Here is a 22281-nt window from a genome sequence, read left to right on the forward strand (position 1 = left end):
GTTGTGAACGTTGCGCCCCTCGTTCGGGAGCGACTCGAGCGGTCGGAGACTGGGCGGAGCGCTCAGTCGCCTGCCGGGGCGGGCGTCTCCGTCGGAACGGTCGTCGGCTCCGAGCGGTACAGCGAGACGGCGATGGCGAGCGCGCCGAGTCCGAGCACGAAGTAGACGACGAACCCGGTCGCGTACCCGCTTACGCCCTGGACGTCGACGAACAGCCCCAGCAGCGGCGGGACGACGAACCCGCCGAACCCGCCGAGCCCGCCGACGAGTCCCGAGGCGCCCCCGACGGCCTCGGGAACGTACCGCGGGAGGAGCTGGTAGATCGCCGCGCTGGCGATCCCCAGCCCCGCGCCGAGGACGACGGTCGCGAGGATCGCGGCGTAGAGGCTGCCGGTGCCCATGAGCGCCACCGTCGAGAGCACGACCAGGCCGAAGCTCGCGACGGTCGTCACCTCGCCGCCGATCCGGTCGCTGACCGCGCCGCCGGCGGCCCGGAACAGCGCCGACAGGAGGGTGAAGGTGAGCGCGGTGACGACGCCGGCCGTACGGAGGTCCAGCCCGTGGAAGTTGCTCCAGTAGGAGGGAAACCAGGTCGTGAGCGCGAGGTAGCCGCCGAAGGAGACGAAGAACATCGCGGTCAGCAGCCACGAGCGGGGGATAGTCGCCGCTTTCCGAACGGAGGCCATCGCGTCGCCAGTCGGGAACAGCTCCTGGCCGGCGTCCCGAGCGCGCCGCTTGGCTTCGGCCTCCTCGAGCCCGCGCTTGCGGTACTGGAAGTACGGCGAGTCGACGGCGAAGACGACGAAGACGGTCGTCCCCACGAGGAGGAAGACGAACCAGGCGGCGTACGTCCCCGTCAGCCCGAGCGCCAGCAGGGCGACCGGGGAGACGATGGTGAACAGCCCCGGCGAAGTGGTGCCGAGGCCGGCAAAGAGCGCGAGCATCGTCCCGCGTCGCTCCGAGCTGTACCAGTAGGCGGTGTCCGTGATCCCCACCGAGAAGGCGGCGATCCCGCAGCCGCTCAGCGAGCCGAACAGGAAGATCAGCGGGTAGTGAGCGAGCGTCAACCCGTCGGGGTAGGCCGACACCAGGATCGCGAGCAGCCCGCCCATCCCGACGACCGAGAGCCCGAGGAGGACGCTGAAGGGTTTCTTCGCGCCGACGCTGTCAGCCCACGCGCTGAAGGGGATCCGCAGCAGCGACCCCGTCAGCTGCGGCGCGGCGACGAGCAGCCCGAGCAGGAGTCCGGACAGCCCGAGCACGTCCTGGAACTCCGAGGCGACGGGGCCGTAGACGACGACGCCGGCGAACCCGACGAAATAGCCGAACGTCAGCACCGAGAGGGCCCGCTCGGGCCCGCCGCGGACGCCGGCCTCGAGTTCGGACGGCTCGCCGCCGGACATCTCAGACGCGCACCTCGAGGTTCGGATCGTCGGGACGGTCGGGGTCCGCCCTCGTTTCCCGATCCGACTCGAGTAACAGTCCGTCGTGGAATCCGCGCGGAACGCAGTCGAACGTTTCGTGGTACATGGTATATCCACATCAGCCTAAAGATTATAATGCTAACCGTTTACAAACAACCAATATTCTGGTGTGCCGTGCCACTGGTGTAGTATCTCCAATCGAATAGGGTCTGTATTAGGATCTTTATTTGGGTCGGACGGCGAGGGAGTGGACGAGTATTGCCTCCGAGGGCGGGCTCGAGCGACGCACTGGAAACTCGAGGTTTTTCGCCCGAGAACGAAAGTCGACTCGTATGCACCGACCGACCGAGGGCGAGACCCACGCGTTCGAGCGCACGTTCACGACCGAGGAAGTTCGGCAGTTCGCCGAGCTCTCGAGGGACACCCAACCGCGTCACACCGAGCCCGACGAGGAGGGACGGCTGCTGGTCCACGGCCTGCTGACGGCGACGCTGCCGACGAAGATCGGGAGCGACCTCGAGGTGCTGGCCTCCGAGATGAGCTTCGAGTTCCGCCGACCGGTGTACACCGGAGACCGGGTCGTCTGTACGTGGAGCTACGAGGAGGTCGAAGAGCTCGAGGATCGGTACGACCTCGTGGCAGCCGTCGACTGCGAGAACGACGCGGGAGAGACGGTGTTGACGGCGACCGTCGAGGGACTGATCTGGAAGTAAGCGCTTAGTTGTACCCGCGCCAGCGGTGGCCACACTCGGTGCACTTGAAGAATCGGGTCGGCGGTTCGTCGGCCGAGGCGGTCTGTTTGAGCGTGTACCACGCCTCCTGGGTGCCACACTCGTCGCAGACGACGTCGGTCGCCTTGGGCTTGCCCTCGAAGTTCGCGTCCTCGCTGGACTCGATTATCTCGTCGTCGGTCTGGGACTCGGTCGTGACGAACTCGCTTTCGGCCTCGCGGTCGCGCTCGCTCGAGGCGCCGCAGTTCGAACAGACCATGCGGTCGCCGTCGGCTTTCATCATCGAGCCGCAGTCGTCGCAAAACTGCATGTCCCCACGTACGCACGTACAGCGACAAAACTCCCTCGCTCGTCCTCCCAACCGATACCCCCTCGACCTGCGAAAACCACGGAGCCGCGACAGCGGCCGAGAGGGCTACGCCGGGGGAGCGAGATCTCGAAGATCGAAGTGGTCGGCGGCGAGCAGCTGGCGGCGGTCCTCGTCGAGGTCTGCGGGCGAGTCGGCGGCGTGGACCGCCTCCCGAACGCGCATCCAGTCGGCGTGGCGGTAGTAACAGACGACCGGGATCGCGTCGAGCTCGAGCAGTTTTGCGATCGAGAGCCGGTGGGAGCCGTCGACGAACAGCGGTTCGCCGTCGCGGGCGACGTCGATCGCGACCTCGTTGCCGATCGCCGTCAGGAACCGCTTTCGCTCCTCGCCGCGGGCGAGCAGCTCCCGCTGTGAGCGGTAGCCCTCGCTCGCGATCGACTCGTAGAGGGCGTCGTACCCCCGGTAGAAGTCGACGATCTCATCCAACGTGTCGCCGTACCGGCTCTCCTTCTCGCCGGCCTCGACCCGTTCGGCTTTGTCCCGGATGTAGGCCGTCTCCGCCCAGGGGATTCCATCCTCGAAGTGGGCGCGGAACGCCTCGAACTCGAGGCGATCCTCGAATCTGGGGGGTTTGCGGTAGTCCTCGCTCGGACGGTCCCAGTCGCCGCGGGCGACGCTTCCACAGCGGCCGACAGTACCTTCCCAGGGTGGGTACGGCCGGTTCGTGTGTCGGACGATCCGATCGGGGTCGATCCGGATCACCCGGTAAGGATCGGTCGGGGCCGCGTACCGATCGACGTCGTGGTCGCGACGGAGCCGGGCGTACCGCGGGGCAAGACGCCAGTAGGCCTGGACTGGAAGCCTCCTGAGAGTGTAGCCGAGCCCCCCATCGTCAGGGAGGAGCCCGTCCCGTCGCTGGTCTTCCATAGCGCTACTCACAACTATATCGGAATCATTGTTTCGGTCCGTTCGAACGGAACGAAAACCGAGAGAGGCCGGTTCAGCCGTTGCCCGGCTCCGCTACTCGTTCCGTGTCGTTCGGCGGTCTCGAGGACGAGATCGACGGCATCGGACGCCCCTTCCGACTACCGAGAAGGACTCGGATGGCCTGCTCGAGCGGACAGCAGGGACGTTCGGAGCCGACCCGTCGGCCCCGTTTACGTCCGACCGGTCTCGAGGTCAGCAGTCGCTCCCCCGGTCGCGGCAGCCGAGAGCACGACCTCGCCGCCGAGCCCGCGGTCCTCGAGTGCGTCCTGGGCCGCACCCCTGGCCTCCGTTGCGTGGTCGGCGTCGGTCAGCCCGTAGACGACCGGCCCCCACGAGGACTGGCCGACGCCGGTGAGGACGGGACAGTCCTCGAGGGTCGCGACGAGCTCGCCCGCGGGCGGGCGGAAGACCCCGCCCTGGGCGTCGGCGTACCAGGCGCCGTTCTTGCGGCCGATCTCGGCGACCGCCTCGCCGAACGCCTCGAGGCGACCCTCGGCCGCAGCGGGCAACAGCTTGCGGGTGACCACGCCCGCGAGCTCGTCGGCGACGGCGGGATCGGCTCGCTCGACGACCGCGCGCATGCTCGCATCCTCGTTCTCGCCGCTGCGTCCGGGGTCGGCGTCGGGGACGACGATCAGAAAGCGCCACTCCTCGGGCAGGTCGTGGCGGGCGACGACCGGGGGAACCGTCCAGTCGCCCTCCGCGGGCGGGTCGGTCGTGAACCGACTGGTCGGGTGGCCCGCGTCGACGACGAACCCGCCGTCCTCGAAGGTCGCGACGCCGATCCCGCTGCGGCCGCCCCGACCCATCGCAGGCGCCAGCTCCCTGACCTGGCGCTCGAGCCCGTGTGCCCGTGCGGTCGCCGCGAGCACGGCGAGTGCGAGCTGGGTGCCACTGCCCAGGCCGACGTGACGGGGAAGTCGCTCCTCGAGGGTGACATCGACGCCCCGAACGTCGAGCACGTCGACGGCCCGACGGGCGTACTCCTCGAGGAGCGAGTCCGACGCCGCGACCGTCGGGGCGGGCTCGGCGGTGACGGTCACTCGTGGTCGCTCGAGGCCGACCCCGATGCCGCCGTAGAGGCGTCGACGGGCGAGCGAGAGGTTCTGAAAGCCGAAGTGGAGGCGCGCACCCGCGCTGACGGTCGCCGTAGTCATCTGTTCTCGCCGTAGGAATCCGTCCGGGAAGGGGGTTTCGACGCTGGCAACGATCGACGACGCTCGCTTGCTGGCGGTCGGTCAGGGGCGGGGCGCGGCCTTCTGCAGGGCCGTCTCCGCGATGTTGCCACCGTAGTCCGCGCTGCGGGACAGCGAGTCGAGCACCAGACCGAGCGACTGGGCCTGCACGGGATCGAGATCCCGAAGGAGTTCGTCGACGTGACGTGTGTGTTCGTCGATCTCCGGAACGGCCTCGAGCGCGCGGTGGCCGTTCCTGGTGGCCTCGTCGCTCCCCTCGGCGAACAGCGCGTCCATCGACCGCTCGATGATCGCCGCCGCGTCCTCGTGGAGGGCCAACAGCGCGTCCGCGACGTCCTCGGGAACCTCTCCGAGCCTGAGCGCAAGCCGGGCGATCTTGACGGCGTGGTCGCCGACGCGCTCGAGCTGGCGAGCGCTCGAGTGGTAGTCGAAACAGTCCTCGCGGGAGACGCCGAGCCCCTCGGCGGCCCCGGGCGAGCGGAGCGTCGCGCGGAAGATCCGCGAGACGACCAGAAAGAGCCGATCGACGTCGTCGTCGCGCTCGATGACGTCCTGGGCGACGTCGTCGTCGTTCTCGACCAGGGCCGTGAGGGCGTCGGAGAGCATCGAGGAGGCGATCAGGCGCATTCGGGAGACGGCGTTGACGATCGAGAGTTCGGACGAGTCGAGCAGATCCTGGACGACGACGCAGCCGCTTTGCTCCTCGACGACCTCGACCCCGATCAGTCCCTGGATCGCGCTGCGGATCGCCCGTCGCTGCTCGGTCGTAATCCGGGTCGCCTCGAGGCGGATGACGTCGAAGCCGCTGACGTACATCGCGAGGATCGCCCGTTTTAGCTGTTCGTCCTCGAGGGAGGCGACCTCGAGGGTTCCCTCCTGGTGATCGACATCGTTCTGTGGGGTGATCAGGAGCGTGTCGTCCTCGGCGTAGATCTCGACGGTCATCCCGCTGCTGACGTCGTTTGCCGTCGCCCACGTCTTCGGCAGCGAGACGGTGTAGGTCGAGCCCCCGGTCACCTGGATCTTGCGCGTCTCCATACTGATCCGATTCTTCCGGCCACACTATAAATCTGACTGCGTCTATAGAGATTGTCTCGAGATGCACTAGTCCGGTCGAGAAAATAGGAGCGAACTCCCGACTATATCATATCTCACTGTACCGATATCGTGGGAAATGTATAACTATATAGTGGGCGGTACTGGTGTGATCGGATACGGGCCCCTCTCTGGAACTGTAACGCCACTCGAGTATCCGATAGCGACCGATCCAGTCGCCGGCCAGTTTGTTCGATAAGGGCGATAGAGCGGTTGTAAAACCTTTCTGTGCAATCCCATAGACTCGAGGTGAGACAGTGATCACGGACGTCGAGCTACACTGCACTATAGAGCACTCTATCGAGGTACTCGATCGGATATATAGATATTAGCATCGTCTTTATACGATCTATCGCATCGTTCACCTGATGACGGACAAACAGTCCGCAACCGAGCGAATCGGGGGTAAATCGCGACGAACGTTCCTGGCCGGCGCGGGTGCGGCAGGGCTTGCGAGCCTCGCGGGGTGTACGGCGTTTCTCGAGAGCGCGGCGGAAACCGACGCGACGATCGCGACGGTCGCCGTCGAGAGCGACGAGGACGGCGAGTACTACCACCCGACAGAGGACAACATCGAGAGTGGTGTCTACTCGCCGTTGACGCGCCCGCTGTTTATCTACGTAAACCACGCGAGCTTAGAAGAGAAGCCGGATACGCTCGCGGCGTTCGTCCAGCACTACTTCGAGGGGCAACACGACTTCTCCCGCGACACCGGATACTACGCGGCGACGGACGAGGTCCGCGACGAGAACAAAGCGGAGTTCCAGGCCGTCCTCGACGACCTCGGTATCGAACCTGATGAGGACGCGGTCGACGACGATATCGACTGTTCGGGCAGTAACACCGTCGCACCGGTAACGGACGCGGCGGGCGAATCCTTCGAAGCGGAGTACCCCGACGCGAACGTCTACGTCGATCCCGAGGGGACCGGCGCCGGGTTCGAGGCGTTCGCGGAGGGCGACTCCGACGTCCAGAGCGCGAGCCGCAAGATCATGGACGAGGAGGCGGAGCTCGCCGAGGAAAACGGTGTCGAGTACAGTTCCTACGAGATCGGCTGGGACGGGCTCTCGGTCGTCAAACACGGCGAAAACGACTGGATGGAGGAAGTCTCGCTCGACGAGCTCCACGCGATCTGGCAGTACGAGTCCGACGTCGAAATGTGGAGCGACCTCGATGACGACTATCCCGACGAGGAGATCGAACTCTGGGCTCGCGACAGCGACTCCGGGACCTTCGACTACTTCACCGAGGAGATCAACGGCGAGGTCGGCTCCATCCGGACGGACTACAGCGCCCACACGCACACCGACTCGATCATGGAGGGGGTCGCCGACAACCAGTACGCCTTCGGCTGGGGCGGCGTCGGCTACTTCCAGGAACTGGGCGGCGAGCCCGGCGAGGACGAGTTCGACGTCGAGGACGCCGACGACGGGGACGAAGCCGACGAGTAACTACCTGAGTCAGAATGAGCACAGAAACAGGCCCGGATTCGGAGATCATCGGCGACGGTGCCGACGCCGACAGGCGTCGAAACCGTCGCGTGCGCCGACTCCTGTTCGGGTGTACGAGTATCACCGTGTTGACGACGGTGGCGATCTTCGCCGTCCTGTTCGACAACGCATTTCATTTCTTCTACGACGTGCGCTTTCACGAGTGGCTCGTCGGACTCGTAACCGAGTTCAGACTCGTTCCGGAACAGCGCGTCGCGATCACCGAGTTCCTGCTCGATACGGAGTGGCGGCCGTCCCACGCCGACGACCCGCGCTTCGGTATCCTGCCGCTGGCAGCCGGAACCCTGCTGATCACCGTCGGCGCAGCGTTCGTCTCGATTCCGATCGGGACCGCGACGGCGCTGTACCTCTCGGAGTACGCACGGCCGGGAACGCGCAAGTATCTCAAGCCAACGCTCGAGGTGCTGGCTGGCGTGCCGACGATCGTCTACGGTTTCTTCGCGCTGACGTTCATTACACCGAACATCATCGGACCGCTCGCGGCCGCGCTCGGGCAGGACGTCGGCCGATTCAGCGCGCTCTCGGGGGCGATCGTCGTCGGCATCATGACGATCCCGATGGTCGCGTCGATCTCCGAGGACGCAATGAGTGCGGTTCCCGACGAGTTGCGAAACGGGGCGTACGCGCTCGGTGCGTCGAAGTACACGGTCTCGACGAGCGTCGTGTTGCCGGCATCGATCTCCGGCATCATGGCGTCGTACATCCTGGCGGTCTCGCGTGCCATCGGCGAGACGATGGCCGTCGCGCTCGCGGCGGGCGTCACGCCGCGGCTGACCGCGAATCCGTTCGCCGAGATTCAGACGATGACCGCGTTCATGGTCGACTCGACCCGGTCGACGATGCTCGTCGGATCCGTCGAGTACCAGTCCCTGTTCGCGGTCGGCCTCGCGCTGTTCGTGATGACGCTCGCAGCGAACCTCGTAAACGACTACGTCAAGCGAAGTTACCGGGAGGAGTATCGATGAGTGCCGACACCGAACGAGGGAACGTCCGCGAGTGGATGAGCGACGTCGACCTGCGCTGGGTGAAACGGAAGAATCGACTCTTCCACATCGCCCTCGTCGGCGCGTCGCTGTTCGGGGTGGTTATGCTCGCCTTGCTCATCGCCGACGTCATCCTCGACACGCTGATCGGCGTCGTCGTCTTCGAAATCGATATCGGGACGTTCCTCACCCGGGCGGGCTCGAGCGACTGGGCTAACGCCGGCTTCCTCGGTGCGATGATCGGATCGGCGTGGCTGCTCGTGTTCACATTGTTCTTTTCGTTCTTCCTCGGCGTCGGAACCGCCGTCTATCTGGAGGAGTACGCGCCGGATACCCGAACCACGCGGCTGATCGAGGCGAACCTGACCAACCTCGCCGGCGTTCCTTCGGTCGTCTATGGGCTGTTGGCGCTCGGCGTCTTCGTGAACGCGATGCGGCTGGGTCCGATCCTGATCGCCGGCGCGCTGGCACTCGCGTTGCTCGTGACGCCGATCGTCATCGTCGCGAGCCAGGAGGCCCTCCGGGCCGTGCCAGACGGCATGCGAAACGGCTCGCTGGCGACGGGAGCGACCCAGTGGCAGACGGTTCGCGGCGTCGTCCTCCCATCGGCGATGCCCGGCATCGTCACCGGAACGATTCTGGCGCTCGCTCGAGCGATCGGCGAGACGGCGCCACTGCTCATGGTCGGAACCGTCTGGGGGATGCGACACTACCCCGGTCCGTTCGACCGCTTCGGTGCGATGCCGACCCAGATCTACGAGTGGGCGTTCCTGCCCGAGATCGAACTGCAGTACCTCGCCGCGATGGGGATCGCCGTGCTGATGACGATCCTCCTCGCGATGTATGGCGTCGCGTTCTTCGTGCGGAATCGGTACGAACGGAGCTACTAACATGGCAAGTAACACCACGAACGACACCGAATCGCTGATTTCGACGGAGGTATCGGTCGACAGAACTCACGACCAGCCGGCGTCCCCCGAAACCGTCGTCGAGGCCACCGATATCGACGTCTACTACGGCGACGAGCAGGCCCTAGATGGAATCGATATCGAGATTCCCGAACGGCAGGTGACCGCGATCATCGGTCCCTCCGGCTGTGGAAAGTCGACGTTCCTTCGGTGTGTCAACCGAATGAACGACCAGATCGACGCCTGTCGCGTCAGCGGCGAACTCGACTTCCACGACAAGAACGTCTACGACGACGACGTCGATCCCGTCGCGCTGCGCCGGAAGATCGGGATGGTCTTCCAGAAGCCGAATCCCTTCCCGAAATCGATCCGGGACAACGTCGCCTACGGGCTGAACGTCCAGGGAAAGACCGAGGGGGTCGACGAGCGCGTCGAGCGAGCGCTGCGCGGTGCGGCCCTCTGGGACGAGGTGGGCGACCAACTCGACTCGAGCGGGCTCGACCTCTCCGGCGGTCAGCAACAGCGGCTCTGTATCGCTCGCGCGATCGCTCCGGACCCGGAAGTTCTCCTGATGGACGAACCGACGTCGGCGCTCGATCCCGTCGCCGCGTCGAAAGTCGAGGACCTCATCGACGAACTCGTCGAGGAGTACACCGTCATCATCGTTACCCACAACATGCAACAGGCGGCCCGCATCTCCGATAAGACCGCCGTCTTCCTCACCGGGGGCGAACTCGTCGAGTTCGACGACACCGCCACGATCTTCGAGGACCCCGCGGACGAACGGGTCGAAGACTACATCACCGGCAAGTTCGGCTAACCATGTCACGAACGGATTACCAACGGCAGCTCGAGGCGCTTCGCACGAACGTCGTGGAGATGTCCGACCTCGCCTGTCACCGTCTCCGGCGGGCGCTCGAGGCCTACGAACGGCGGGACGTCAACCTCGCTGAGAACGTCATCGAGGGCGACCACGAGCTCAACGAGCTGTACCTCGAGCTCGAGCAACGCTGCATCGAACTGATCGCGCTTCAACAGCCCGTCGCAGGGGATCTGCGATTTATCGCCGCTTCGTTCAAGATCATCACCGATCTCGAGCGGATCGGCGACCTCGCCGTAAACATCGCCGAGTACGCCGATCGCGGCCAGGGGAGCCGGTATCCGGATATCGATATCTCGGCGATCGGCGAGCAGACGGTCGGGATGGTCGAGGACGCCATCGAGGCCTACGCGACCGACGACACCCCGTCGACGTACGACGTTGCGGCGGCCGACGACGAGGTCGACGCGCGCTGTAAGCGGGCGAGCGAGCTCGTCGTCGAGGACCTCCTCGCGACGGAGGTCGGCGACGAATCGCTGCTCGAGGACGTCTCCCGAACGCTGTTGACGATCCGGGATCTCGAGCGCGTCGGCGACCACGCAGTCAACATCGCCGCGCGAACGCTGTACATGGTCGACAACGACGACGAACTGATCTACTGATGAGCCAGTATCGATCGACGACCGGCTGGGAACCAGTCGAACGGAAGGTCCAGCTGGCTGGCAACTCCACGTTCGTCATCTCGCTGCCCAAGGAGTGGGCGCTCGAACAGGATCTCGAGTCGGGGATGTCGATGCATCTGTATCCTCACGAAGACCGCGTCGTCGCCTCCGCCGAGTCGATCCCAGACCAGGATCGGTGTGCGACGATCGATGCGACGGCAGTCGGCGACGAGACGATCGTTCGACGCGTCCGCGCGGCGTACGCCGTCGGCTGCGATCGAATCACCGTCGTCGGTTCCGACGGACTCGATCCCGAGCGGCGACGCGACCTCGACCGGACAGTCGGACGTCTCGTCGGCGTCGAGATCCTCGAGGATACCGGCGACCGACTCGTCGTCCAGGACCTGCTCGACGTCGACGACGTCTCGCTGCCACAGACGCTTCTCCAGACACGCCTGCTCGCCCTCGAGATGCACGCCGACGCCCTCGAGGCCCTGGTCGAGGACGACGAGGAACTCGCCCGCCGGGTGATCGATCGCGACGACGAGGTCGACCGACTGTTCGCGTTCGTGAGCCGGGGCTTTCATCGCGGGCTCGAGGACGTCCACGAGATCAACCGGCTCGGCACCGACCGGACCTCGGCGTTTCGCGACTATCGGGTGGCCCGACAGCTCGAACGCGTCGCCGACCACGCCGAGCGGATCGCGAGCGTCGCCGTACAGCAGTCCGGGCCGCCGGCCGAGGACGTCGGGAATCCGCTCGAGCTCGCGGGGGCGAACGCGCGACGAGCGCTCGAACTCGCGCTCGCCGGGGAGATCGAACACGCGACGGCGACCGTCGACGAGGTCTCCGAGACAGTCGCCGAACTGGACGCGACGCTCCGCGAGAGTACCGATCCGGACGCGTACGCCTACGGAACGGCGCTCGAGAGCGTTCGTCGAACGGCCGCGATCGCCGGCAACGTCGTCGACGTAATGGCCGAGTCGGCGATCGACGCGTGAGGGTTCTCGGCGGAGAGTCGTCTCTCGCACGGTGCGGGCCCAACTCCGAAACACTTCCTCGACGACTGTAGCGTACAGACACGGACGACGGACTCGAGTTGATCCGCGTTCGCAGCGATCAGTCCGTCAGCGGCGCCCCGGCGATCCGCGGCGGCTCGTACAGCATCGGTGCATCCTGGATCGTCGTCTCGGTGATCCCCAGCAGCGTCCGGCGAAACGCCGGCCCCTCGGTCATGAGCTGGTACGCCTCGTCTCGTCCCGTCTCGTCGGCGTGAGAGATCAGCCAGACGTTCGTCCCGGTCGCATCGATCTCGAGCAGACAGTACGCCTGCGGGTAGGAGGCGACCGCCGGCGCGATGAGCTGTCGGACGCCGCCGCGTTTCACGAGCGACGGAAGGTGGTGGTGACCGGAGACGACGAGTCCGACGCCGTGGCTCTCGAGGATCGACTGGAATCGATCCCGTTCGCTCATCGTGAACCACTTCCAGGTGTCCGTCTCACAGAGCGGCTCGCTGACCAGCGGGATCGGGTTGTGATGGCACACGACGACGGGCATCGACGCGTCCCGAAGCCCCTCGTCGAGCCACTCGAGCTGGTCGTCGGAGATCCGGCCGCGGTGGGTCCCGGTGTAGGGTCCGTTCCGACCCGCTGCGCTGTTCAGGACGAAGAGATCGAGCCCGTCGAGATCGTAGCGGGCCGGAAGCGATCCCCCGGCGTATCGTTCCGCGAACGTCGTCGTCGACGGACAGCGGTGGTCGTCTCCCTGCTTTTGAAGATCGTGGTTCCCTGGCGTCGCCAGAAAGGGCACCGTAAGGTCCTCGAGGAGGAGGTCGACCCGGTCGTAGTTCCACGGCTCGCCGTCTTTCGTGAGATCGCCGGGGAACACCACGAGATCGACGTCCCGATCGTTGACGTCGTCGATCACGGCCCGAAGTCGCTGCTCGGTCCGGTGAAAGACGCGGTAGGTCCCCGACGCTCGAGTCGCGACATGTGGGTCGCCGACGACGGCGATTCGCCGAGCCCGGTGGGTTCGCGGATAGTCGAGGCGACCGAGGAGGACGCGGTCGCCGACAGCCGACAGGCAGTTATCGCTCATTGCAGTCCTCCCGACCGATCGGCACGGCACTCCCGCCCGGTCGCTGTGTGTTTCGAGTCCTTCCCTGCGTCGTACGGACGGACGAGTGCATACCACAGCACGCGACGCCGAGCATAAAGAACAGTTATATTAGTAGTACGTCGTTCTGCGGTGACGAGACGGGCGATACCCTCGCGTACGTGTCGACAACCGGGGCCGCCAGATTCCTCCGGAGCACTCGGGTGAACTCAGTAGATGCCGTCGGTTTCCGTTTTTCCGAATAGACGACAGTATGTCGTTCCTCGTCTCGATACGTGCCGAAATCGCGACGGCAGTCGGATCGGACCGAGCCCGACCCAAGGGCGTTTAGTAGTCGGATTCCGTGCTGTACGGTACGCTATGACAGGACCAGACGACGATCGGATCCCGGTGACGATCGTCAGCGGCTATCTCGGTGCCGGCAAGACGACGCTCGTCAACCACCTGCTCACGAACGAGGCGGGACACGAGATCGCGGTGATCGTCAACGACATGGGCGAGGTGAACATCGATGCGGACCTGATCGCCCGCGAGAACGAAGAGGAGGGGGTGATCGACCTCTCGAACGGCTGTATCTGTTGTCGGCTACAGGGCGACCTGCTCGAGGAGGCCCGTCGGCTCGCCGAGAGCCGCGAGTTCGACTACCTGCTCGTCGAATCGTCGGGGATCAGCGAGCCGATTCCGGTAGCGCGGGTGTTTCTCGAGGGCACCGAGGAAAGCGAGATCGATCCGACCGAGCGGTTCCGGCTCGATACGATGGTGACCGTCCTCGACACCTACGGCTTCTGGAAGGAGTTCGACGCGGGCGCGACGCTCCCCGAGGGCGCCCAGCCCGACGAAGAGCGGCCGCTGAGCGAGGTGCTCGTCGAGGGAGTCGAGTTCTGCGACGTCCTCCTGTTGAACAAGACCGACATGGTTCCCGACGACGTCCTCGAGGAGATCGAGACCGTCGTCGATCGGCTTCAGCCGCGGGCCGAACGGGTGCGAACGACGTATTCCGAGATCGACCCCGACCTCGTGCTGGGGACGGGGCGGTTCGACTTTGAGGACGCGAAGCGCTCCCAGGGGTGGAAACGGGAGCTGCGCGGCGAGAGCCACGAGCACGGGGACGCAGAAGCGGAACACGAGCACGGGAAAGCGGATGCGATGCACGATCACGATCACGAGGATCACGACCACGGCCCTGGCCACTCCGCCGCCGACCTCCACGGCGTCTCCTCGTTCGTCTTCCGGGCTGACGACCCGTTCCGACCCGACGAATTCGGCGAGTGGCTCGAGGAGTGGGACGGCTCGATCATCCGCGCAAAGGGGATCTGTCACGTCGCCGGCCGCGAGGAGGTGATCGGGCTCAGTCAGGCCGGCCCCGCGGTGCAGGCGGGACCGATCGGCGAGTGGCGGCCCGACGACGACCGGCGAACGCAGCTCGTGTTCATCGGCCGCGAGATGGACGAGGAGCGGATTCGCGAGGAGCTCGAGTCGATGCTCGTCGATCCGGACGAACGCGACGGAGCCGAGAGCTGGGCCGACCCGTTTCCGCTATGACTCGAGCTCGTCGCTGAGCTCGTCCCAGGACTCGTGGAAGCCGTGGGTCGACTGTGTTGTCACCGACTCGGGGAGGGCGTTCTGGTAGACGTCGTCGTACTCGAGCAGCTGGCCCCAGCCGTCGGTGAACGAGTAGTTACAGTACTTGCACACGGAGACGGGTAGTACCGACGCCGACATACGCCTTTCCGTCGCCGCCACGAAAACCTATCACTGACGCTGAAACCGGCCCCCGATCCAACAGAGCCATACCGGTGTATCGTCGAGAGCGGGTATCCGACGGCCCGCCGCCGGATCACCGACAATGAACACGAACCGAAACGGTGCCTACGTCGCCAGCACGACCGACGTCGTCGAACGCTCCTGTGACCACTGCGAGTGGCACGCTGTCGACGACACCTACCCCGCCCTGATCGAACGCTACCAGGATCATCTCCGCGAAGAACACCCGCGGATCTGGCTTCGACGATAGCGTCCGTCCTCGGCACGCGTTTTCCGACCGACTCAGAAGTCGCCGAGCGAGCGCTGGTTACGGACCAGCGGGTACGCCTCGTAGCCCTCGACCGTCTCGAGATGCGTCGCGAGCTCCGCGGCGGAGCCGTGCTGGGTGTAGACGACGTCGGGGTCGACGCCGCGAACGACGTCGACGAGTTCGGTGAAATCACAGTGATCGGACAGCGGAAACGTCGCGTCGTAGTCTCCGCGGTACTGAAAGCTGTCGTTGATCGCCCACCCGGAGAACCCGGCCTTGATCGCGTCGGCGTCGCGGACCAGCGCGTCGACGAACGAGAGCTTGCTCGTCTGGGAGGGGAGGATCAACGCGTCGCCGGCGCCGAGTTCCGTCTCGTCGCGGTAGCGCCGTGCGCCGAAGTCGATGTCGTAGTGGTCCTCGACGACCGCGTTGATTCGCTCGGTCGCCTGCGTGACGAACAGTCGATCCCGTGAGGATCGATTCACCAGAAGCTGCAGCTCCTGGACCCGGCCGAGCGTGTAACCGAACAGGAGCACCGGACGATCGTCGGTGTCCTCGAGCCAGTCGACGATCTCGGCCTCGACGGTCTCCTGGGGCGGCAGGACGTACTCGGGCTCGCCGTAGGTCGCCTCGATCACGAGCACGTCGGCGTCGACGGAGTTGGGGTCGAACCCCTCGAGGTAGAACCGATCCCGCGTCGAGCAGTCGCCGGTGTAGCAGTAGGTCGTCCCGTCGGGATCCGTGATGTGGGTCGCCCGCGAACCTGGAACGTGACCGGCGTCGTGAAGGTCGACGGCGGGGTGGGTTGTTCGCTCGAGCGGGGTGTCCTCGCGCCGAGTCCGCGCGAGCGCCGCCGTCACGTCCGAGCAGATCACGGCGCCCGGGTCCTCCCGATAGAGGTGGTCGCCGTGGGCGTGGCTCAGCACGCGAATCCCGTCGCTCGAGCGCTCGCCGTCGCAGACGACGGTCTCGCCGTTCGTCAGATCGAACCGGATCCCGTCTCCGAGGCGAACTCGACGCATGTGCTATCCCGCAGTACGGCCGAGACGGTGATGGGCGGCGTGCTTGCACTCGGTCGCGACGTCCACATCCATGACCTGTCTACGATCCGTCGACGCCTCTCGGTTACGACCCTCGAGACGACACTCCTCGCGTGCTGGCTCGCCGAGCCCCGGTCCGTCGTAGCGAGGGCCGCCGAGCGGCGAACGCCAGCCGACGGTCACCAGTCGACGCCTCCGGAGTCCTGCTCGAAGCCGGATCTAATAATCGGGGCGAGCAGTCCGGACGCGAGCATCAGACAGAGTCCGACGACGATCAGAACGATGCCGAGGTCGAACATTAGTGCTCAGCTCCGAACGGATGATCGTGGACCAGCGTTTCGCCGTCCGCGAGCGGGCGGCGGTTCGAGGCGGCGGCGTCGATACGGTCGGTCGGATCGGGGTCGAGCTCGTTCATTTTTGAGGTGTGAGATCACGGCATCGGCGTTCCTTCGGTCGCCGTCGTCGACGACTCGTGATGGGGCGTCGCGGACGTAGTGAGCGCGGGCGTTGTCACTCGGCCCGGCGATACAGCTAACCCGAATTCCGCGCCAGGACCGGTCGCTTACCGTCGAACTGGGACGTCTCGTAGTAACGGGCGACGGTCGGATAAACCGTCGCCAACCGTAGTGTAAGTGAAAGTCTCGGGCGAAGGGTGAGGAGTCGCTACTGGGCCTCGAACAGCGCCTCGACCCGCTCGAGCGTGTCGACGTCCGACACCGAGAGTTCCTCCCGCCGGCGCACGAATCGGGGAAATCGCAGCGCGTAGCCCGAGTCGTACGTCGGCGAGGACTGGATCTCCTCGTACTCGACCTCGAGGACGACCTCCGGGCGAACGTTCACGTCGCGACCGTCGGTCTCGGTGATCAGCGGCTCGAGGGCGTCGGTGAGGGCGGCGAGCTGTTCGTCGGTGTACCCCGTCGCCAGCCGGCCGACCTCGTTGAGTTCGTCGTGTTCGGTGTCGCGACAGGCGAGGTAGAGCCGACCGAGTTTGCCCTTCCGGCGGCCCTCGCTGTACTTTCCGCGGGTGACGACGACGTCGAGGGGCTCCATCGTCGGCTTGACCTTCAGCATGTAGCCGACGCGCCGACCCGGCTGGTACGGCACTTCGAGGTTCTTGCACATTAGCCCCTCGTGGCCGGCGGCGAGGGCGTCCGCGTAGAGCTCGCGGGCCAGCTCGGGATCGGCGGGATCGAAGCGAACGTGCTGTGTCGGTTCGATCGCCCACTCCTCGGGCTCGAGGACGGAATCGAGGCGAGCGAGGCGCTCGTCGAGCGATTCCTCGAGCAGCGACTCGCCCTCGAGCGAGAGCAGGTCGAAGAGGTAGACGACGACCGGCGTCTCCTCGGCTGCCGCCTCGATATCGTGTTCTCGAGTGATCCGGGTCGAGAGCTCCTGGAACGGCGTCAGCGCCCCGGTGTCGGGATCGTAGCCGACGATCTCGCCCTCGAGTACGCAGCTGTCGGCCGCGACGCGCGTACGGACGCTCTCGACGACGTCGGGAAACTGCTCGGTGATCTCCTCGAGCCGGCGGGTGAAGGCCCGCACCTCGTCGCCGTCCTTGTGAATCTGAACCCTGACGCCGTCGTACTTGTACTCGGCCAGCAGCGGCCCGTCGCTCGTCGCAACCGCGTCGATCCCGTCCTCGACGCTGTCGGCCGAATCGGCGAGCATCACCTGCAGCGGCCGGAACAGCTCGATCTCGAGGTCACGGAGGCCGTTGACGCCCGATTCGCGGGCCGTTCGGGCGACCAGCGGGTAGTCGTTCGTGAGCTGGTAGGCGTACTCGACGGCGTCGGTCGCCTCGTCGCTCCCGTCGAGGGCCGCCTGGGCGATGGCGTCGCGGATCGTCCCCTCGCCGATTCCGATCCGAAGGTGGCCGAGGACAGTGCGAACGACGTAGCGCGCCTCCTCGGGCTCGGCGTTCGAGAGCAGCTTCGCGACGGCGTCGATGCGGCGCTGCTGGCTCCCCTCGCCCTCGTACTCGAGAAGGTCCCGAAGCGTCTCGAAAACCGACTCGACGGTCAGATCGGTCGAAAACAGCGTCTGCTGGGTCTGGTTCGCGACGGCCTCGGCCGCGGCGGTGCCGAGGTCCCCGGTCTCGTGCCACGTCGTTCGGATCTCGGATTCGGCGACGCCGGTCGCCTTGCGGATCGCCTCCAGGGTGAGACTCGAGGAGATACCGAGATCTGCCCCCTCGTACGCCGGCGTTACCTTCCCGCGAAATAGCGGCAACAGTCGCTCGAGTTCGTCGGTCGTCGCCGCCTCGAGGACCGATGCGACGATCGCGGTCTTCTCGTCGGTCGAGGCGGTCGCGTCGATGCGGCGATAGGACTCGACGAGATCGGCGTACTGCATGAACAACTGAGGTAGGCAGCGAAGCGGTAAAACTCCGCAGCCGGCACGCTCGCGGGCGGAGATTGCGCAAAGAATAGTTAGCGGCCGTCCGCGTCAGGGCTCGAGTAAGACCTTCACGACGCCCTCCTCGCGGTCGTCGAAGCGCTCGTACATCTCGGGGGCCTCCTCGAGGTCGACCCGGTGAGAGACGACCCAGCTCGGGTCCGCCCGGCCCTCGATGATCATGTCGCGGAGCTGGCGGTTGTACTGCTTGACGTTACATTGCCCGGTGCCGAACTTGTGACCCTTCTCAAAGAGCTTCCCGAAGTCGATGCCGAGTCGGCCCTGCTGGGCCATCTCGTCGGGTCCACCCGGATCGGAGGGGACGTACAGTCCCGGAATGCCGAGCTGTCCGGTCGGCCGCACGGTCTGGATCAGCTGGTTGAGTACGACCGCGGGGTTCTCGCGGGCGGGGTCGTAGGCGTCGTCGCCCGGATCCGTCTCGGGGTCGATCGCCTGGTAGCCGACGGCGTCGACGCCCTTGTCGACCTGGTCGCCGTGTGCCTCGACGATCTGGTCGACGGGGTCGCCCTCCTCGAAGTTGATCGCATGAGCGTCGCAGTGGTCTTCAGCCATCTCGAGGCGGCTCGGCACCCGATCGACGACGTAGATCTCCGAGGCGCCCTGGATCTTCGCGCTGTAGGCGGCCATCAGACCGACCGGGCCGGCGCCGTAGATGGCGATCGACTCGCCGGGCTGGAGGTCCGCCAGTCGGGTGCCGTGCCACCCCGTCGGGAAGATGTCCGCGAGCAAGGCGAACGAGTCCTCGTGTTCGTCTCCCTCGGGCAGTTTCAGGGCGTTGAAGTCGGCGTACGGGACCCGAAGTTTCTCGGCCTGGCCGCCCTTGTACGGCCCCATCGCGACGTAGCCGTAGGCGCCGCCGGCAAAGCCCGGGTTGACGTTCGTACAGAAGCCCGTGTAGCCGTCCTCGCAGTTCTGACAGAAGCCACAGGCGACGTTAAAGGGCATCACGACGCGGTCGCCCTCCTCGAGGGTCGAGACGGCGTCGCCGACCTCGCTGACGATCCCCATATTCTCGTGGCCGAAAACGATCCCCTCCTCCGCCGCGGTCCGGCCCTCGTACATGTGGAGGTCCGACCCGCAGATACAGGTCGTCGTGATGTCGACCATCACGTCGTTCGGATGCTGGATCTCCGGCTCGTCGACTTCCTCGACGGCTACCTCGTGCGGTCCCTGATAGACGACAGCGTTCATTGACATTTGGTATCTGTCTCCACAGTACTTGCCACGGGTTCGGGGGGTAAATGTTGCTGTGATTACTGGTTCGTGGTTTGTGTATAATTATTATCTATGTGCCTCAGCTAGCATCCGGTGCGGGCAGCGGATCGGACGAACGGTCGGTTTCGCAGCGTCCCCGACAGGTATTACGGCTCCCCACTCCAAGCGCCGACTATGAGTTCCCACTCCCAGCGATCACTGTCGGGGGTCGTCCTCGCGGGCGGCTACTCGACCCGGTTCGGCGAGGACGACAAGGCAGTAGCGGAGCTCGCGGGAACGCCGATGATCAGGCGGGTCGCCGATCGGCTCGCGACGGTCTGTGACGAACTCGTAATCAACTGTCGCGAGGACCAGCGGGAGGCGATCGAGGCGGCGATGGTCGACTTCCCCGAGCCCGTCGCGTTCGCGATCGATCCAGAACCCGACCGCGGACCCCTCGCGGGGATCGCCGTCGGACTCGAGACGGCCACCCGAGAGTACGCCGCCGTCGTGGCCTGCGACATGCCGTTCGTCGACCCTACCCTGCTCGAGGCGCTGGCCGACCGCACCCAGGGCCACGACGGGGCGCTCGTCGAACTCGAGGACGGCTGGTACCAGACGACCCAGGCGGTCTACCGGACCGAGCCGATGGCCCGGGCCTGCGCCGACGCCCTCGAGGGTGAGGACGGTCGGATTCTCGCGGCCGTGGAGGACCTCGACGTCGTCGTGGTCGACGAGGGCGAACTCGAGGGGGTGAGCGGGGATACCTTCGAGAGCATCGATACGCGGGAGGCGCTTCGGGAGGCGGCGACCCGGTTCGAGACGCCGAGCCACTGATACTGTCGGACGGAACTATTCGAAGATCGATCGCTCAACTGTGGCCGTTTCCCGAGGCAACGGCCGCGAACTCGCGATCGACTTCTCTCTGACTTCCGCCCGACAGTATGACCCTCGACCAACCCGGGAGCCGGCACCCGATCGCCAGCAACCCTTGAGGAGAAGGCGTGACTTATGTCCCCTCGAGACAAGGGCCGACCATGAGCAGCGACGATCGGTTCGACCACGGGAAAGACGAGCGCCTGCAGAGCAGCGAAGTTACCGAGGGCGCCGAGAAGGCCCCCCACCGTGCGATGTTTCGAGCGATGGGGTTCGACGACGAGGATCTCTCCTCGCCGATGATCGGCGTGGCGAACCCGGCTGCGGACATCACGCCGTGCAACGTGCATCTGGACGACGTCGCCGACTCGGCTCTCGAGAGCGCCGACACCGCCGGCGGGATGCCAATCGAGTTCGGCACGATCACGATTTCGGACGCGATCTCGATGGGGACCGAGGGGATGAAGGCGTCGCTGATCTCCCGTGAGCTGATCGCCGACAGCGTCGAACTCGTCAGCTTCGGCGAGCGCATGGACGGGCTCGTCACGATCGGGGGCTGCGACAAGAACATGCCCGGCATGATGATGGCCGCGATCCGAACCGATCTCCCCTCCGTGTTCCTCTACGGCGGGTCGATCATGCCCGGCGAGCACGAGGGCCGTGACGTCACCATCGTTCAGGTCTTCGAGGGCGTCGGCGCCTACGGCACCGGCGAGATGGACGCCGAGGAACTCGACGAACTCGAGCGCAGCGCCTGTCCCGGCGCCGGCTCCTGTGGCGGAATGTTCACCGCGAACACGATGGCCTCGGTGTCGGAGGCTCTCGGCCTCGCCCCACTGGGCAGCGCCTCCCCGCCCGCGGAGGATGAGGAGCGCTACGACGTCGCCGAGCGCGCGGGCGAACTCGCCGTCGAGGTCGTCGAGGCGGATCGGCGCCCCTCCGACATCCTCACACGGGAGTCCTTCGAGAACGCCATCGCGCTCCAGACCGCGATCGGCGGCTCGACCAACGGCGTGCTCCACCTGCTGGCGCTCGCTCGCGAGGCCGGGATCGACCTCGAGATCGAGGACTTCGACGAGATCTCCCGACGGACCCCGAAGATCGCCGACCTCCAGCCCGGCGGCAACAGCGTGATGAACGACCTCCACGAGCTCGGCGGCGTGCCGATTGTCGTCCGACGACTGCTCGAGGCGGACCTGATCCACGGCGACGCCATGACCGTCACGGGGCGAACGATCGCCGAGGAGATCGAGCATCTCGAGGCCGAACGCGGGCTCCCGGCCGACGAGGAGATCGAGGCCGACTTCCTCTACACCGTCGACGAGCCCAAACAGGAAGAGGGCGCGATCAAGATCCTGACGGGCAACCTCGCCCCCGGCGGCGCCGTCCTCAAGGCGACCGGCGAGGACCAGTTCCACCACGAGGGGCCGGCCCGGATCTTCGAGACCGAAGAGGAGGCCATGCGGTACGTCCAGGAGGGGGACATCGAGAGCGGCGACGTGATCGTCATCCGCAACGAGGGTCCCCAGGGTGGACCGGGGATGCGCGAGATGCTCGGCGTCACCGCCGCGGTCGTCGGCGCCGGCCACGAAGACGACGTCGCGCTGATCACGGACGGTCGATTCTCCGGTGCGACGCGGGGTCCGATGATCGGTCACGTCGCGCCCGAGGCCGCCGTCGGCGGCCCGATCGGCCTGCTCGAGGACGGCGACGAGGTCACCATTGACATTCCGGAGCGGACCCTCGCAGTCGACGCCAGCGACGAGGAACTCGAAACTCGACGGGAAGAGTGGGACCAGCCGGAGCCGGCCTACGACGCCGGTGTGCTGGCGAAGTACGGCCGGGACTTCGACTCGGCGTCGAACGGCGCCGTGACCAATCCGGGCGTCAAGCGGGAGTAGCCTCCCTTCGATTTCCTGCACGGGGCTTTCCCGGTCCCGTCCCCGACTACGAACAGAGCGAGGGATGCACAAGTATTGTCTCGAGTGTGACTGGAA

At 66.0% G+C, this 22281-nt stretch carries 22 protein-coding genes; 11 read left to right on the top strand and 11 right to left on the bottom strand.

Annotation, left to right across the window (positions count from 1 at the left end; all coding sequences use genetic code 11):
• Window positions 1-62: 62 nt before the first annotated feature.
• Both C491_RS19965 and C491_RS24080 read right to left on the bottom strand, forming a co-directional pair.
• Window positions 63-1403: an MFS transporter gene (locus C491_RS19965; RefSeq protein ID WP_005559659.1), complete on the bottom strand. Its 1341-nt coding sequence runs from the start codon at window positions 1401-1403 to the stop codon at window positions 63-65.
• A 1-nt stretch (window position 1404) separates the two neighbouring features.
• Complete coding sequence (locus tag C491_RS24080; RefSeq protein ID WP_275040030.1) at window positions 1405-1530, bottom strand: hypothetical protein; 126 nt, start codon at window positions 1528-1530, stop codon at window positions 1405-1407.
• A gap of 226 nt (window positions 1531-1756) precedes the next feature.
• On the opposite strand from C491_RS24080, the gene C491_RS19970 reads away from it, so the two are divergent.
• Complete coding sequence (locus C491_RS19970) at window positions 1757-2137, top strand: FAS1-like dehydratase domain-containing protein (RefSeq protein WP_005559660.1); 381 nt, start codon at window positions 1757-1759, stop codon at window positions 2135-2137.
• A gap of 4 nt (window positions 2138-2141) precedes the next feature.
• On the opposite strand, the gene C491_RS19975 is transcribed toward C491_RS19970, so the two are convergent.
• The 4 genes from C491_RS19975 to C491_RS19990 form a co-directional block, all read right to left on the bottom strand.
• Entirely contained in the window at window positions 2142-2465 is a 324-nt protein-coding gene (locus C491_RS19975) for a transcription factor S (protein ID WP_005559661.1), read from the bottom strand.
• Window positions 2466-2570: 105 nt separating this feature from the next.
• The gene (locus C491_RS19980; protein WP_005559662.1) at window positions 2571-3392 is read right to left on the bottom strand and encodes a hypothetical protein; all 822 of its coding nucleotides are present in this window, start codon (window positions 3390-3392) and stop codon (window positions 2571-2573) included.
• Between the two features lie 230 nt (window positions 3393-3622).
• Window positions 3623-4609, bottom strand: a complete 987-nt coding sequence (locus C491_RS19985) for a beta-ribofuranosylaminobenzene 5'-phosphate synthase family protein (RefSeq protein WP_005559663.1) — start codon at window positions 4607-4609, stop codon at window positions 3623-3625.
• An 81-nt stretch (window positions 4610-4690) separates the two neighbouring features.
• On the bottom strand, window positions 4691-5686 hold the full coding sequence (locus tag C491_RS19990) for a phosphate uptake regulator PhoU (protein ID WP_005559664.1): 996 nt from the start codon (window positions 5684-5686) through the stop codon (window positions 4691-4693).
• A gap of 425 nt (window positions 5687-6111) precedes the next feature.
• On the opposite strand from C491_RS19990, the gene C491_RS23905 reads away from it, so the two are divergent.
• From C491_RS23905 to C491_RS20020, 6 genes are read left to right on the top strand one after another with little or no spacing between them, the layout of a single operon-like run.
• The gene (locus C491_RS23905; RefSeq protein ID WP_005559665.1) at window positions 6112-7194 is read left to right on the top strand and encodes a substrate-binding domain-containing protein; all 1083 of its coding nucleotides are present in this window, start codon (window positions 6112-6114) and stop codon (window positions 7192-7194) included.
• A gap of 14 nt (window positions 7195-7208) precedes the next feature.
• Entirely contained in the window at window positions 7209-8219 is a 1011-nt protein-coding gene (gene pstC, locus C491_RS20000; protein ID WP_005559666.1) for a phosphate ABC transporter permease subunit PstC, read from the top strand.
• Window positions 8216-9127, top strand: a complete 912-nt coding sequence (pstA, locus tag C491_RS20005; RefSeq protein ID WP_005559667.1) for a phosphate ABC transporter permease PstA — start codon at window positions 8216-8218, stop codon at window positions 9125-9127. The genes pstC and pstA overlap by 4 nt, the downstream gene beginning before the upstream one ends.
• A gap of 1 nt (window position 9128) precedes the next feature.
• Window positions 9129-9965 (top strand): phosphate ABC transporter ATP-binding protein PstB, encoded by an 837-nt coding sequence (gene pstB / locus C491_RS20010; RefSeq protein ID WP_005559668.1) that lies wholly within the window; start codon window positions 9129-9131, stop codon window positions 9963-9965.
• A gap of 2 nt (window positions 9966-9967) precedes the next feature.
• Entirely contained in the window at window positions 9968-10627 is a 660-nt protein-coding gene (gene phoU / locus C491_RS20015) for a phosphate signaling complex protein PhoU (protein WP_005559676.1), read from the top strand.
• On the top strand, window positions 10627-11628 hold the full coding sequence (locus tag C491_RS20020; RefSeq protein WP_005559678.1) for a phosphate signaling complex PhoU family protein: 1002 nt from the start codon (window positions 10627-10629) through the stop codon (window positions 11626-11628). The genes phoU and C491_RS20020 overlap by 1 nt, the downstream gene beginning before the upstream one ends.
• Before the next feature lie 118 nt (window positions 11629-11746).
• Here the strand turns inward: C491_RS20020 and C491_RS20025 are convergent, their stop codons facing one another.
• Window positions 11747-12724 carry a metallophosphoesterase family protein gene (locus C491_RS20025; protein ID WP_005559680.1) on the bottom strand — a complete coding sequence of 326 codons (978 nt, stop codon included), beginning with the start codon at window positions 12722-12724 and terminating at the stop codon, window positions 11747-11749.
• 378 nt (window positions 12725-13102) lie between these two features.
• Between C491_RS20025 and C491_RS20030 the strand changes: the two genes are divergently transcribed.
• Window positions 13103-14284, top strand: a complete 1182-nt coding sequence (locus C491_RS20030; protein ID WP_005559682.1) for a CobW family GTP-binding protein — start codon at window positions 13103-13105, stop codon at window positions 14282-14284.
• On the opposite strand, the gene C491_RS23445 is transcribed toward C491_RS20030, so the two are convergent.
• Window positions 14279-14437 (bottom strand): hypothetical protein, encoded by a 159-nt coding sequence (locus C491_RS23445; RefSeq protein WP_169331752.1) that lies wholly within the window; start codon window positions 14435-14437, stop codon window positions 14279-14281. The two genes, C491_RS20030 and C491_RS23445, sit on opposite strands and share 6 nt — an antisense overlap.
• Before the next feature lie 151 nt (window positions 14438-14588).
• Here C491_RS23445 and C491_RS23450 point away from each other — a divergent pair, with 151 nt between their 5' ends.
• On the top strand, window positions 14589-14756 hold the full coding sequence (locus C491_RS23450) for a hypothetical protein (protein ID WP_005559686.1): 168 nt from the start codon (window positions 14589-14591) through the stop codon (window positions 14754-14756).
• 32 nt (window positions 14757-14788) lie between these two features.
• On the opposite strand, the gene C491_RS20040 is transcribed toward C491_RS23450, so the two are convergent.
• The 3 genes from C491_RS20040 to C491_RS20050 all read right to left on the bottom strand — a co-directional run bounded on the left by C491_RS20040 (window position 14789) and on the right by C491_RS20050 (window position 19405).
• Window positions 14789-15778 (bottom strand): MBL fold metallo-hydrolase, encoded by a 990-nt coding sequence (locus C491_RS20040; RefSeq protein ID WP_005559688.1) that lies wholly within the window; start codon window positions 15776-15778, stop codon window positions 14789-14791.
• 681 nt (window positions 15779-16459) lie between these two features.
• Window positions 16460-18151, bottom strand: a complete 1692-nt coding sequence (locus tag C491_RS20045) for an ATP-dependent DNA ligase (RefSeq protein ID WP_005559691.1) — start codon at window positions 18149-18151, stop codon at window positions 16460-16462.
• Between the two features lie 93 nt (window positions 18152-18244).
• Entirely contained in the window at window positions 18245-19405 is a 1161-nt protein-coding gene (locus tag C491_RS20050) for a glutathione-independent formaldehyde dehydrogenase (RefSeq protein WP_005559693.1), read from the bottom strand.
• Between the two features lie 198 nt (window positions 19406-19603).
• On the opposite strand from C491_RS20050, the gene mobA reads away from it, so the two are divergent.
• Together mobA and ilvD are read left to right on the top strand one after the other, a co-directional pair.
• Window positions 19604-20245, top strand: coding sequence for a molybdenum cofactor guanylyltransferase (gene mobA, locus C491_RS20055; RefSeq protein WP_005559701.1), 642 nt, complete (start codon window positions 19604-19606; stop codon window positions 20243-20245).
• Window positions 20246-20445: 200 nt separating this feature from the next.
• The gene (gene ilvD / locus C491_RS20060; protein ID WP_005559703.1) at window positions 20446-22185 is read left to right on the top strand and encodes a dihydroxy-acid dehydratase; all 1740 of its coding nucleotides are present in this window, start codon (window positions 20446-20448) and stop codon (window positions 22183-22185) included.
• The last annotated feature ends 96 nt before the right edge of the window (window positions 22186-22281 follow it).

It is taken from the genome of Natronococcus amylolyticus DSM 10524 (assembly GCF_000337675.1).
GTDB lineage: Archaea > Halobacteriota > Halobacteria > Halobacteriales > Natrialbaceae > Natronococcus > Natronococcus amylolyticus.

Bases quoted from the DNA above. Each gene is read 5' to 3' on its own strand.
- C491_RS23905 (WP_005559665.1), top strand. From the start codon at position 6,112: ATGACGGACAAACAGTCCGCAACCGAGCGAATCGGGGGTAAATCGCGA.
- C491_RS19985 (WP_005559663.1), bottom strand. From the start codon at position 4,609: ATGACTACGGCGACCGTCAGCGCGGGTGCGCGCCTCCACTTCGGCTTT.
- C491_RS20025 (WP_005559680.1), bottom strand. From the start codon at position 12,724: ATGAGCGATAACTGCCTGTCGGCTGTCGGCGACCGCGTCCTCCTCGGT.
- C491_RS19970 (WP_005559660.1), top strand. From the start codon at position 1,757: ATGCACCGACCGACCGAGGGCGAGACCCACGCGTTCGAGCGCACGTTC.
- mobA (WP_005559701.1), top strand. From the start codon at position 19,604: ATGAGTTCCCACTCCCAGCGATCACTGTCGGGGGTCGTCCTCGCGGGC.
- C491_RS19990 (WP_005559664.1), bottom strand. From the start codon at position 5,686: ATGGAGACGCGCAAGATCCAGGTGACCGGGGGCTCGACCTACACCGTC.
- pstB (WP_005559668.1), top strand. From the start codon at position 9,129: ATGGCAAGTAACACCACGAACGACACCGAATCGCTGATTTCGACGGAG.
- pstC (WP_005559666.1), top strand. From the start codon at position 7,209: ATGAGCACAGAAACAGGCCCGGATTCGGAGATCATCGGCGACGGTGCC.
- C491_RS19980 (WP_005559662.1), bottom strand. From the start codon at position 3,392: ATGGAAGACCAGCGACGGGACGGGCTCCTCCCTGACGATGGGGGGCTC.
- C491_RS23450 (WP_005559686.1), top strand. From the start codon at position 14,589: ATGAACACGAACCGAAACGGTGCCTACGTCGCCAGCACGACCGACGTC.
- ilvD (WP_005559703.1), top strand. From the start codon at position 20,446: ATGAGCAGCGACGATCGGTTCGACCACGGGAAAGACGAGCGCCTGCAG.
- C491_RS20050 (WP_005559693.1), bottom strand. From the start codon at position 19,405: ATGAACGCTGTCGTCTATCAGGGACCGCACGAGGTAGCCGTCGAGGAA.
- pstA (WP_005559667.1), top strand. From the start codon at position 8,216: ATGAGTGCCGACACCGAACGAGGGAACGTCCGCGAGTGGATGAGCGAC.
- phoU (WP_005559676.1), top strand. From the start codon at position 9,968: ATGTCACGAACGGATTACCAACGGCAGCTCGAGGCGCTTCGCACGAAC.
- C491_RS24080 (WP_275040030.1), bottom strand. From the start codon at position 1,530: ATGTACCACGAAACGTTCGACTGCGTTCCGCGCGGATTCCACGACGGA.
- C491_RS20040 (WP_005559688.1), bottom strand. From the start codon at position 15,778: ATGCGTCGAGTTCGCCTCGGAGACGGGATCCGGTTCGATCTGACGAAC.
- C491_RS20020 (WP_005559678.1), top strand. From the start codon at position 10,627: ATGAGCCAGTATCGATCGACGACCGGCTGGGAACCAGTCGAACGGAAG.
- C491_RS20045 (WP_005559691.1), bottom strand. From the start codon at position 18,151: ATGCAGTACGCCGATCTCGTCGAGTCCTATCGCCGCATCGACGCGACC.
- C491_RS20030 (WP_005559682.1), top strand. From the start codon at position 13,103: ATGACAGGACCAGACGACGATCGGATCCCGGTGACGATCGTCAGCGGC.
- C491_RS19975 (WP_005559661.1), bottom strand. From the start codon at position 2,465: ATGCAGTTTTGCGACGACTGCGGCTCGATGATGAAAGCCGACGGCGAC.
- C491_RS19965 (WP_005559659.1), bottom strand. From the start codon at position 1,403: ATGTCCGGCGGCGAGCCGTCCGAACTCGAGGCCGGCGTCCGCGGCGGG.